Here is a 12,250-nt window from a genome sequence, read left to right on the forward strand (position 1 = left end):
GATAAATAGAGAAAAAATTAAAATGGTGGGTGAATTATTATGTTCAACAAAAAAGAATGCGTCGCCATGCTGCTCGCAGGCGGACAGGGCAGCCGACTTTACGCGCTGACCCAGACTGTCGCCAAGCCCGCAGTTCCTTTCGGCGCGAAGTATCGTATCATTGACTTTCCTCTCTCGAACTGCATAAATTCGGGTATCGACACCGTGGGCGTGCTGACTCAGTATCAGCCGCTGGTGCTCAATGAGTATATCGGTAACGGTCAGCCATGGGATCTGGACAGACTGCACGGAGGTGTTCACGTTCTGTCGCCTTACGAGAAGGCAAGCGGCAAGGACTGGTACTCGGGTACCGCAAACGCTATCTATCAGAACATCCCTTTCATCGAGAGATATGACCCCGAGTACGTAGTAGTGCTCTCGGGCGACCACATCTACAAGATGGACTACAACAAGATGCTCGACTTCCACAAGGCAAAGAACGCTGCGGCTACCATCGCGGTGCTCGACGTTCCCAAGGAAGAGGCAAGCAGATTCGGTATCATGATAACCGATGCCGAGGACAACATCATCGACTTCGAGGAGAAGCCGAAGAACCCCCGCTCGACACTCGCTTCGATGGGTATCTACATCTTCGACTGGAAGAAGCTCAAGAAGTACCTCATCGCAAACGAAGAGGACGCTAACGCTTCCAAGGACTTCGGAAAGAACATCATCCCCGATATGCGCGAGGCAGGCGAAAAGCTCGTGGCTTACCGCTTCGACGGCTACTGGAAGGATGTTGGTACCATCGAGTCGCTGTGGGAAGCTAACATGGATCTTATCAATCCGAACATCCCGATCGACCTGTACGATCCCGCATGGAAGATCTATTCGAGAAACCCTATCCTGCCGCCGCAGGCTATCGGCCACAACGCCGAGATACAGAACTCGATGGTGACAGAAGGCTGCTTCATCGACGGTTCTGTTGAGTTCTCGATCATCTCCGAGGGCGTTACCATCGAAGAGGGCGCAGTTATCTACGACTCGATCCTCATGCCCGGCGCACACATCAAGAAGGGCGCAAAGGTCGAGTACGCTATCGTAGGTGAGGATTCCGTCATCGGCGAGAACGCCCAGATCGGCGCCCGTCCCGAAACTATCGTGGACAAGGACACCTGGGGCGTTGCCGTTGTAGGCAACAAGCTGAACATCTCGGACGGCGCTAACGTACCTCCGAAGGCTATCATCTACGAGGATATGTAAGAAAGGGGTAACTAAAGCCATGAGTGTTAATATGGGCAACGTACTCGGTCTGATCTTCGCGAATATGCATGACATGACCGTAGGCGAACTTACTAAGAACAGAACGATGGGTTCTGTACTCTTCGGAGGCAGATACCGTCTTATCGACTTCCCGCTGTCGAATATGGTCAACAGCGGCATCAACGCTGTAGGCGTTATCACCAAGGACAACTACCAGAGCCTGCTCGATCATCTCGGCTCCGCAAGAGAGTGGGACCTTGCAAGAAAGAAGGGCGGTCTTTACATACTGCCGCCGTTCGGAAATGCGGGCGCTGCACTCTACACGGGACGCATCGAGGCTCTCAACGGCGCTATGAGCCTTATCAAGCACAGTCTCTGCGACTATGTTGTGATGAGCGACTGCGACGTTATCACCAATATGGACTACAGACCGATCGTCGATCAGCACATCGACAGCGGCGCTGACATCACCGTTGTTACTCACACGGGTCAGTACACCAACGAGGAGATCAAGATGTCCACCGTGCTGAACACGGACGACTCGGGCAGAGTACAGAGCGTGCTCATCCGTCCCGACCTCAGCGGCACCTGCACCTGCTCGCTCAACGCATTCGTTATGTCCAAGGACTTCCTTATCGACCTTATCAACGATTCCATCGCAAGAGGACGCGTCAGCTTCGAGACCGATGTTCTTCAGGCTAAGTGCGGCGAACTGAACATCAGGGCATTCGAGTACGACAACTACTTCTCGAAGATCACGAGCATCGGCAGCTACTTCAAGGCGAACATGGATCTGCTCGATCCCGCCAACGCTTCAAAGCTGTATCTGCCTAAGCGCGCTATCTACACAAAGGTATCGGACAACGCTCCTGCCAAGTACGACCTCAACTGCCGCGTTGTCAACTCGCTCATCGCTGATGGATGTATCATCGAGGGTGAAGTTGAGAACTCGGTGATCTTCAGAGGCGTAAGGGTAGGCAAGAACGCAAAGGTCAAGAACTGCATACTCATGCAGGGCACGGTCGTTGCAGACGGTGCTGAGTGCAGCTACCTCATCACCGACAAGAACGTGAATATCGGTTCCAACCGTATTCTCACAAGCTCGCCCGCTTACCCGATGTATGTCGGAAAGGGCGCAAGCCTGTAATCTCCGCGCACTGCCGCACACGGCGGTGCAAGGCGTTTAAATTCCCTTATGAAAGAAGGTCAGACAATGAACATACTTTACACAGCAAGTGAGGCTCTTCCCTTTATCGCTTCGGGCGGACTGGCGGACGTTGCAGGTTCCCTGCCGCGTGCGATCAATGCTGAGGGACACGACTGCCGGGTAGTTATCCCCTACTACGGTCAGATCAAACAGGAGCTCAAGGATCAGTGCACATACGTCACCAATTTCACCGTGCCTGTAGCATGGAGAAATCAGTACTGCGGCGTTTTCACCGCGGTCGTTAACGGCGTGACCTACTACCTGCTCGACAACGAATACTACTTCGCAAGAAACGGTCTGTACGGCTTCTATGACGACGCTGAGAGATACATCTTCTTCTCCAGAGCAGTGCTTGAACTTCTCAGATACATCGACTTCAAGCCGAATGTTATCAATGCCAACGACTGGCAGACAGCCCTCGTTCCCGTCTACTACGATATCTTCTACCGCTATCAGGGCGGATATGAGGACATCAAGACGGTGTTCACCATCCACAACATACAGTATCAGGGCAGATACGGTCTTGAGATCATAAACGACCTCATGGGCATCCCGCTCTACCACACCGACCTGCTCGAATACGACGGCGACGTGAACTTCATGAAGGCGGCTATCGAGTGCGCCGACAAGATCACCACCGTTTCGCCAAGCTACGCGTGGGAGATACTCGACCCGTGGTACAGCTACGGTCTCGACAGGATACTCGTCAAGAAGCAGTACAAGCTGTGCGGCTTCCTCAACGGTATCGACCAGGAAGTCTACGACCCCGAGACAGACCCGAACATCCCCGTACACTTCTCGTACAACAACCGCGGCGGCAAGAAGATCTGCAAGGAAAAGCTGCTTGAGGAATTCGGGCTTGCACAGGGCGACGAGCCGATCATCGGTATCGTTACGAGATTTGTCAGCCACAAGGGTCTCGACCTCGTGAAGTACGTCTTCGAGGACATGGTAAGACTCGGCTGCAAGTTCGCGATACTCGGTTCGGGCGAGAAGATCTATGAGGATTTCTTCCGCGAGATGCAGTACCGCTACCCCGACAGAGTGGGCGTTACCATCGGTTTCGTACCGCCGCTGTCCAAGAGGATATACGCAGGCGCGGATATGTTCCTGATGCCTTCGCAGAGCGAACCCTGCGGTCTGGCTCAGATGATCTCCCTGAGATACGGCACCATCCCGATAGTCCGCGAGACAGGCGGTCTGCGCGACTCCATCAAGGACGCAGGCGGCGAGAACGGCAACGGCTTCACCTTCAAGACCTACAACGCGCATGATATGCTCGACGCTGTTACCCGTGCGAGAGTCGCATACGACGACAAGGCACGCTGGAGCGCACTGGTCGGACACGCTATGCGTGAGGACTTCAGCTGGAAGCGTTCGGCTGAGCTGTACATCGGGCTCTATTCGGATATCCACTGATAACAGATACGCACAATACCGCTCCCTTCGGGCTTTCGGGCTCGGAGGGAGCTTTTTTCGGGCGTGTAAGCAAAGACTAATTATACAAAAAAACGGACATTTTGGGTTGACAAATCCCGTCGGATATGATATAATCATAAGGCAGGCGCGTTTTTTCGCGGATGTTTTTATGCAGGAACTGCGGCTCTCCTTTCTTTTCGGAGCAGTTCTCCCTGCGCACCTGCGGACACCCTTTTGAACCTCGGTCACGGATTTGACCGAGGAGATGCGGTTTGCCAATTATATGCAAAAAAAATAAAATATTTGTGAGAATTTCGTCAAAGGGGTTTACTTTCATGTCCGTTAGGATTATAATTAAGAAAAGACTTTGTGTGATAAGGATAGTGGATAAATGGCTAAGAAAAATAATAAAAAGACTCCCGAAGAGCTTTACGGCGAGATGTACGAACGTCAGCTGAAACAGTTCGAGAGCATGGATAAGGAGGGCGGGGCTCCTGTCGGTGAAGAACTCCACTTCTACACCGAAGAAGAACTCGCGGCTCAGGAACGCGCCCGACAAACAACGGCTGCGCCTCCTCAGGCACGACCCGCTTCGGCTCAGCGTAAGGCTTCGGGTCAGCGTCCGACTTCGGGTCAGAGACAGCAGAGACCGCCTCACCCGAACGACGGTTCGCCCAGAGGCGTCGGTCAGCATCCCGATGCAAGACAAAGACGCCGCAGAGCCGCTAACCCATCAGCACCCGAAAAGTACGAGCGAAAGGCAAGAGAACAGGCCCGCGAACACAGAGGGAACGAACCAGTACAGTTCGGGGCGAACAACAGCTTCAAAGGCAAGAAGACCACCGTCGGCAGCGTTATCGGCGGCATCTTCAGATGGCTGCTGACCATCGTGCTGATACTTCTGCTCATCATGCAGCTGCTGATCTTCAGGTACATAAGCCTTGTGAATACCGTCAAGACCGAGAAAAGGACGGTCACGAACGCTTCCCTTTCGGCGGCGGAGGTCACGAACGTTCTGCTCATCGGCAGCGACACGAGGGACGAAGAAGAGCTCGGACGCACCGACTCGATGATACTCCTCTCGATAAACCGCAAGTCGGATGAGGTCACGATGACTTCGCTGATGCGAGACAGCTATGTTGAGATACCCGATCACGGCTGGGACAAGCTGAATGCGGCTTACCGCTACGGCGGCCCCGAACTGCTGATGGATACCATCGCGAAGAATTTCGACGTGAAGGTGGACAGATACGTTTATATCAGCTTCTTCTCCTTCATCAACATCGTGGATGCGGTGGGCGGCATCGAGCTGGATATTTCCGACGAGGAAGCTCTCGGAATGACCGACCCGATGGCTGAACAGAACAAGTATCTCGGCTACAAGAAAGGCACCGATTACCTGACCCACGGCGGCAAGGATATGCACGTCAACGGCAATCAGGCGCTGGCTTACGCGAGACTCAGATACGTCGGAAATGCGGATTTCGAGCGCACCGACAGACAGCGCAGGGTCATCTCGAAGATAGTCGCGAAGGCGAAAACGCTCAAGCCTTTGCAGCTGGACAGCTTCCTCAAGGTCTCCTGCGGAGAGCTCACCACGAACATGAGCAAGGCTGAGCTTTACATCATGTTCTACAAACTGCTGTTCTCCATGAGGTACGACATCAACGAGCTGAGGATACCGCCCGAGGGCGCTTACTACGCAGGCAGCCACGACGGTCAGAGCACGCTCGACCTCGACCTCAGCGCCTGCACTCAGGCGATCGCCGAGACGGTCTACAAAAAATAACAGGACGCAAAAAAGCCATAGTATCGCGAGGTACTATGGCTTTTGAGTTATCTTTCAGACTTTGCAGACGACGCTGCTTCGGCGTGCCACCGTGATACGCTGCACCGCCGATCTTGCGACTCCGTAGAGAATGCAGAGAGTCGCGGTGATGATGACCGTCATCGCGAAAACCGCTGCCGCACAGGCGAACCCGCCGAGCCCGAGGGATACCATCAGGGATTCACAGAGGAGTATGGTGGGTATCGGGGGATAGTGCAGCACCATCATCAGCATCGAGTTGCGCCCGAGGAAACGCAGCGGAGCGAATTTCTCGGGGATAAGGGTACACAGGCAAACGGTCATGAGACTGCCTGCCACACCCGCGGCGATGAACGCCGCCGTATTCTCGAAGTACATCTTATAGAGGTTTGCCGAGCCGTTGAAGAAAATGTTCACGGCGGCGAAAACTGCTGCCGAACCGAACATCAGGGCTGTGCGCTTTCCTTTATAGCGGCTTCGGTCGGCGGTGAGCATCGGGCTCATCAGACAGCCGAGCGTCAGGAAGAAAACGCAGGGGAAAATGCGGTAGAAAGTGACCACCCTGAGTCTCGTGTAATAGCTGAACACGCTTCGCAGTACCTGCACGGCGTTGTTTAGTGAGAGCACCGCGATGCCCGTCAGTATCAGCAGGTGTATCTTCTTCATGCCGAGCTTGTAGACCAGCAGCATCACCAGTATCTCCGCGACGAACAGCGCCGACAGGAACCACAGCGGCGCTATGCCGCGCATCGTCAGGACTGCGGCGGCGTTTCGCTTTATCAGCCGTATCAGACCTTCACGCTGTACGATACATTTCAGGACGATGTAGACCCCGCACCACGAGAAATATGGTATCATCAGCCGCTTCGCCAGCTTTTTCACGTCGGCGGCGTTCGGGGGACGCGAGCGGTATTTCCTGTCGAGGGTCAGACCACTCAGAAAGAAGAAGAGCGGCATATGAAAGGAATAGATAACATTTGTGAGCGTTTCAAAGCTCTCGCCGCAGGCAAGTATCTGCATATGTCCGAGGATAACGAGCAGTATGCCGATGCCCTTGGCGTAGTCGATGCTGTCGGAACGCTTGTTCATCCGTGCCCCTCCTTTCTGTCAAAAGCCCTTATGATAACGATTACTTTTTCTATATACACAGTAATTATAACACATTATCTTTCAGATTTCAAGTATTTATAAAAATTTTGTATAGAATAGTCACACATCTACCAAATCGTCTAAAAAATCAAGGAAGCTGAATATTAAATTTTCGTAAAGGGACTTGACAAAGCGGAAATTATACGGTATAATCGTATTATACTATATGTTCAAATGCGATGATAGGAAGAAAAGCACGGGTGCTTCGTCTCAGAGAGCCGCGTTTCGGTGTGAAGCGGCACGGGGTCTGTGTAATAACTCGTCCTTGAGCAGGCTCGCCGAAGCCGTTTGGGTGGTAGGCGTTCACGGGTGCTCCCGTTACAGAGCGGCGCATTCGCAAAAATGCCGATGCGGCTGAGGTGTACGGTGTGAGCCGTGCATGAATCGGAGTGGTAACACGGGTCTTGCTCGTCTCCTTGTTTGCAGGAGAACGGGCTTTTTTAATTGCTGTACGATCATCCGATCTGTAGGAGGGAATTTTGATGTTTGTTTATTCTGCATTCACAGACAGGGCTGTAGATCTTTCACATTTCGATGAGCTGATGATAGGCTACTTTGACAGTGAGGGTCACAAATGCGGCTATACCACCGCGGATTTCTTTGAGCTGAGAGCAGGTAAACTGGTCGAGGCAGGAAGCGTTCCCGCGTGGACACCGCTGTTTCAGACGAAGAGCTACAGAGAATGCTCGGACGTTCTGCACGGTCTGCTCACGCTTGTGAAAAAGGGCGTGGCTGTTGCCGAGATAACCTACAAAGATCCCGACATAGCGGATTATTCCCCGACGGTCAGAGAGTATCTCACCGCAGATGACAACACAAGTGAAAGATAAGAGATGAAAGATAAGGAGAAAAACGATGTTCTCCGATGCTTCCAATCATCTGTCTTTCAGCGCAAAATAACAGTTTGGAGGAGAAAGTTATGGCAAAAATGGAACACGCAGGCAAGTACAGCAGAGGTTATTTCATGCCTCCCTACGAGTGCCTCAATTGGACTAAGAAAGAATACATCGACCACGCTCCCTCATGGTGCTCGGTCGATCTCAGAGACGGCAATCAGGCACTTATCATCCCGATGAGTCTGGAAGAAAAGCTGGAATTCTACTCGAAGCTCGTTGAGATAGGCTTCAAGGAGATAGAGATAGGCTTCCCTGCCGCGAGCGAGACGGAGTATGAATTCTGCCGCACGCTCATCGAGAAGAATATGATACCCTCGGACGTGCGCATACAGGTGCTCACGCAGTCGAGAGAGCATATCATCAAAAAGACATTCGAGGCAATAAAGGGCTGCGACAATGCTATCGTTCACCTCTACAACTCGACTTCCGTTGCACAGCGCGAGCAGGTGTTCCGCAAGTCTAAGGAGGAGATAATCGAGATCGCTGTTTCGGGTGCTAAGCTGTGCAAGCAGTACCGCGAGGAAATGGGCGAGAACAATATCATCTTCGAGTACAGCCCCGAGAGCTTTACGGGTACTGAGCCGGAATTTGCGCTCGAAATATGCAACGCTGTACTTGACGTATGGCAGCCGACCAAGGAAAAGCCTGTTATCATCAATCTTCCCGTTACCGTTGAGATGAGCCTGCCGCACGTTTACGCATCGCAGATAGAATATATGTGCAAGAATCTCAAATACCGCGAGAATGTCATCGTTTCGCTGCATCCGCACAATGACAGAGGGTGCGCTGTTGCGGATTCCGAGCTGGGTCTGCTGGCAGGTGCTGACCGAATCGAGGGCACTTGCTTCGGAAACGGCGAGAGAACGGGCAACGTGGACATCGTAACGCTTGCTATGAATATGTACACTCACGGTGTTGAACCCAATCTCGATTTCTCGGATATGCCGACGCTTGTTGATATATACGAGCGTGTGACGAGAATGAAGGTATACGAGCGCAGTCCTTACGCAGGTGCGCTGGTGTTCGCGGCGTTCAGCGGTTCGCATCAGGACGCTATCGCAAAGGGCATGAAGTTCCGCGAGGAAAAGAACTCCGACCGCTGGACCGTTCCCTATCTGCCCCTCGACCCGAAAGACGTCGGCAGACAGTACGACGGCGACGTTATCCGCATCAACTCGCAGTCTGGAAAGGGCGGCATCGGTTTCCTGCTCTCGAAGCAGTACGGCTATCAGCTGCCTAAGAAAATGGCGGAGGACTTCGGCTACGCAGTCAAGAGCGTTTCCGACCACAAGCACGCCGAGCTCCAGCCTGCTGAGATATACGACATCTTCAAGGCGCGTTACCTCAACAAGAAAACGCCCTGCAATATCACCGAGGCTCACTACGTTCAGAACGGCGAGAACAGCATAACTGCCAAGGTCACCGCTCAGATGGAGACAGGCGAGTTCCGCATCTGCGAGGCCGAGGGCAACGGCCGTCTCAACGCAGTCGCAAACGCTCTCAAGGACGTGCTCGGTCTCGACTTCACGCTGGAGACTTACGAGGAACACGCGCTGGAACGCCACTCGACTTCCGAGGCTGTATCCTACATCTCTATCGTTCACAACGGCAAGACCTACTGGGGCGCAGGCAGACACTCCGACATCATCGTCAGCGGCGTCAGAGCACTCGTCTCGGCAATAAACAACATCGAATAACCCAAACGGTGCTGCCTTCAACAGACAGCACCGTTTTTTTTACTTTAACGGGGTGGTTCTTCCCGACTTTGTGCCGATCGGGAAATGTGGAGTTCTCTTTTTCAATGGTCTGCTCCTTGCCCAAAAGACGGTCATGAGTGGTACTGCCATCCATTCTGCGGTATTCATCACGTTTGGACACGGGCGTTTACAAATGGGACAGCAAAGAAAAAAGGCGGGAGCAATCCCCCGCCCTACATATCATAGAATACATCTCTTGAAACGGTGATAGTCTATCTTCCCCACCACATCCAACAAACGACATATTAAAAGTCTTTGGAAAGGGGGTCTTGGGGGAAACCTTTCTTCAGAAAGGTTTCCCCCCAGGAAAAAACACCAAGTCACCCAACCTCACCCCTTAGGCTCGATGTCTTCGTCCACGTCGTCGGCGGCGTTTTCGTCGTCGGGAACTTCTGATGCGGCTTGCATCTGTTCGGCGGTCGGGAGTTTGATGGTGTCGGCGAAGCCTGCGAGGACGTCCTGCATGAGCTTCGCGGATTCATCGGTGTCCAGCGAGGAGAGGATTATGCAGTGGGAGTTTTCACCCGGGGTGATGATGTAGCGCATACGGAAATCACCTGCCGACTCCTCAGACTCCATCTCCATGGAAGCCTTGATATCGAAGTACTTCGCCTTTGTTCCGCAGACCTCATAATCGCCCGTGCCGAGGAACTCGTAATCGGTGTAGAAGCCTGCGTCCACAAGCTCCTTGAAGTAATCCGTGATAGCCTTCTCGGTCGCTTCGCCGTTTTCGATAGTGTCGAACACGTAGAAAGTGGGGACGATGCTGATGGCTTCGTCGTAGTTGAGCTGTCCTGCGGTCTCATTCTGGCTGAACATAGTGGGAGCTCCGAAGGAATTATCGACCATCCAGCCGTCGGGGATGGTGAATTCAAGACCGTTATTGCTGAACTCGCCCGTGATGTACTGACCCGCAGAATCGGGGTCGGCAACAGACAGCGAGGGGTCGTCTTCGCCGTCCTCAGCCTCATCGGCAAAGGGGGTCGCGAAGAGCATCATCTTCTCGCCATTCTCGTTGATGTAGTAGGGGGTGCCGTCCTCGGCAAGAAAGACCTCGACCTTGTTTCCGTCGATCACCGACTCTGTGGAGCTTTCGGTCTTCTCTTTCGATTTCTTGCTGTCAGAGCCGCCGCCTTCGGAGGAACCGCAACCCGACAGCGAAGCTGCCATAGCCGCACAAGCGGTCACAGCCGCGAAAAGTCTCGCTATATCGTACTTTTTCATGAATTTGTCCTTTCGTCATCATGGTTTTTGCGTGACAATATTATAACACATCCCCCGTCTTTTGTCAAGGCAGGAGATATTTCCGCAGAGATCTCTGCACTTTTCAGCCGCAGGAACAGCACGTTTTTACAAAATGGGGGTTGAAACGGAAGAGGATTTTTGGTATAATAAAGAGTAATACATTTGCGGATCCTATTGTCCGCAGTCAGTTAAATGCAAAGGTGTGAATTTATGATCGGTACCGTTTTTATCGGTAATGTGGAGATAGAAAAAACTGCCGCGCTGGCGCCTATGGCTTCGGTGGCTGACCGCGCTTACAGGCTGATGTGTGCAGAGTTCGGGGCGGCGTATGCTGTCAGCGAGATGATTTCCTCGAAGGGGCTGTGCTACGGCGACAAGAAGTCGGCGGAGATGTGTACACTGACGGATGAAGAGCGTCCGTGCGCGTTGCAGCTTTTCGGCGAGGACGCCGATTTTGTCGGGCGGGCGGCTTACAAGCTGAACGAATACAAGCCCGACATCATCGACATCAACATGGGCTGTCCCGTGCCGAAGATAGTCGGCCCGGGGAGCGGTTCGGCGCTGATGAAGACCCCCGACATCGCAGAAGCGATAGTTCGCGAGGCGGTGAAAAACGCCGAATGCCCCGTCACCGTCAAGATACGCAAGGGCTGGGACGAGAACTCGGTCAACGCCGTGGATTTCGCAAAAAGGATGGAACAGGCAGGCGCGGCGGCGATAGCCGTTCACGGTCGGACCCGCCGTCAGATGTACTCGGGCGAGGCTGACTGGGACATCATCAGGCAGGTCAAGCAGGCGGTGAGCGTGCCCGTCATCGGAAACGGCGACGTTGACAGCCCCGAAAAATGCAGGGCGATGTACGAACAGACAGGCTGCGACCTCGTGATGATAGGCAGGGGAAGCTACGGCAGACCCTGGATCTTCGAGGAAGTGCGGCACTACCTTGACACGGGTGAGCTGCTGCCCGAAAAGCCCGTCGGGGAGCGGATGGAGATCATGCTGAGACACACGCGGCTGCTCTGCTCTGAGATAGGTGAGGGGCAGGCGATGAAAGAGATGCGCCACAACGTCATCTGGTACGTCAAAGGGCTGCACGGTGCAGCACAGTTCCGCCGCGAATGCTCGGAGATGAACGAGTATTCGCAGCTTGAAGAAATGGCTGAAAGAGTGAAAAAAGCCAACAGCGAGAAAGCTATGGCGGACCCCACTTCCAAAGACTTTTAATATGTTGGCAGTTGGATGTGGTTTGAAAGATAGACTCTCGACATTCCAAGAGATTTACGTTCAAATGGTGCGTAACGCTCTATCGAACGTCTTTTTTGGCAAGGGGCAAACCATATAGCAGAAGAACCACAATCTTCCCGACCAACACAAAATAGTGAAGAATCACCCACAAGCCAAAAAAAGTATTAAAAGTTTCAGGAAAGGGGTCTGGGGGATAACCCTTTTTCTAGCCGTGCGTAGTTAAGGCGGAGGGTCTTCCCAAAAGAAGACCCGCAGTCAGCACTCACCGGTCACTTATCAAATC

At 53.1% G+C, this 12,250-nt stretch carries 9 protein-coding genes; 7 read left to right on the forward strand and 2 right to left on the reverse strand.

Translation table 11 applies throughout. The features are described 5' to 3' along the window. Nucleotides 1-39 precede the first annotated feature (39 nt). The 4 genes from BT142_RS14020 (at nucleotide 40) to BT142_RS14035 (ending at nucleotide 5,657) form a co-directional block, all read left to right on the forward strand. Complete coding sequence (locus BT142_RS14020; RefSeq protein ID WP_072418815.1) at nucleotides 40-1,242, forward strand: glucose-1-phosphate adenylyltransferase; 1,203 nt, start codon at nucleotides 40-42, stop codon at nucleotides 1,240-1,242. 19 nt (nucleotides 1,243-1,261) lie between these two features. Continuing rightward, the gene (gene glgD, locus BT142_RS14025) at nucleotides 1,262-2,389 is read left to right on the forward strand and encodes a glucose-1-phosphate adenylyltransferase subunit GlgD (protein ID WP_072418816.1); all 1,128 of its coding nucleotides are present in this window, start codon (nucleotides 1,262-1,264) and stop codon (nucleotides 2,387-2,389) included. Between the two features lie 66 nt (nucleotides 2,390-2,455). After that, nucleotides 2,456-3,868, forward strand: coding sequence for a glycogen synthase (locus BT142_RS14030; protein WP_072418817.1), 1,413 nt, complete (start codon nucleotides 2,456-2,458; stop codon nucleotides 3,866-3,868). Between the two features lie 391 nt (nucleotides 3,869-4,259). Beyond that, on the forward strand, nucleotides 4,260-5,657 hold the full coding sequence (locus BT142_RS14035) for an LCP family protein (protein ID WP_072418818.1): 1,398 nt from the start codon (nucleotides 4,260-4,262) through the stop codon (nucleotides 5,655-5,657). 54 nt (nucleotides 5,658-5,711) lie between these two features. On the opposite strand, the gene BT142_RS14040 is transcribed toward BT142_RS14035, so the two are convergent. Then, the gene (locus BT142_RS14040; protein WP_072418819.1) at nucleotides 5,712-6,764 is read right to left on the reverse strand and encodes an acyltransferase family protein; all 1,053 of its coding nucleotides are present in this window, start codon (nucleotides 6,762-6,764) and stop codon (nucleotides 5,712-5,714) included. A 542-nt stretch (nucleotides 6,765-7,306) separates the two neighbouring features. Here BT142_RS14040 and BT142_RS14045 point away from each other — a divergent pair. Then, nucleotides 7,307-7,654: a hypothetical protein gene (locus tag BT142_RS14045; protein WP_072418820.1), complete on the forward strand. Its 348-nt coding sequence runs from the start codon at nucleotides 7,307-7,309 to the stop codon at nucleotides 7,652-7,654. Between the two features lie 98 nt (nucleotides 7,655-7,752). Next, complete coding sequence (locus tag BT142_RS14050) at nucleotides 7,753-9,417, forward strand: 2-isopropylmalate synthase (protein ID WP_092983265.1); 1,665 nt, start codon at nucleotides 7,753-7,755, stop codon at nucleotides 9,415-9,417. Between the two features lie 390 nt (nucleotides 9,418-9,807). On the opposite strand, the gene BT142_RS14055 is transcribed toward BT142_RS14050, so the two are convergent. Next, on the reverse strand, nucleotides 9,808-10,701 hold the full coding sequence (locus tag BT142_RS14055) for a hypothetical protein (RefSeq protein WP_072418822.1): 894 nt from the start codon (nucleotides 10,699-10,701) through the stop codon (nucleotides 9,808-9,810). Nucleotides 10,702-10,932: 231 nt separating this feature from the next. Between BT142_RS14055 and dusB the strand changes: the two genes are divergently transcribed. Beyond that, entirely contained in the window at nucleotides 10,933-11,946 is a 1,014-nt protein-coding gene (gene dusB, locus BT142_RS14060) for a tRNA dihydrouridine synthase DusB (protein ID WP_072418823.1), read from the forward strand. The last annotated feature ends 304 nt before the right edge of the window (nucleotides 11,947-12,250 follow it).

Origin of the sequence: Ruminococcus sp. YE71, from assembly GCF_900119155.1 — a bacterium.
GTDB lineage: Bacteria > Bacillota > Clostridia > Oscillospirales > Ruminococcaceae > YE71.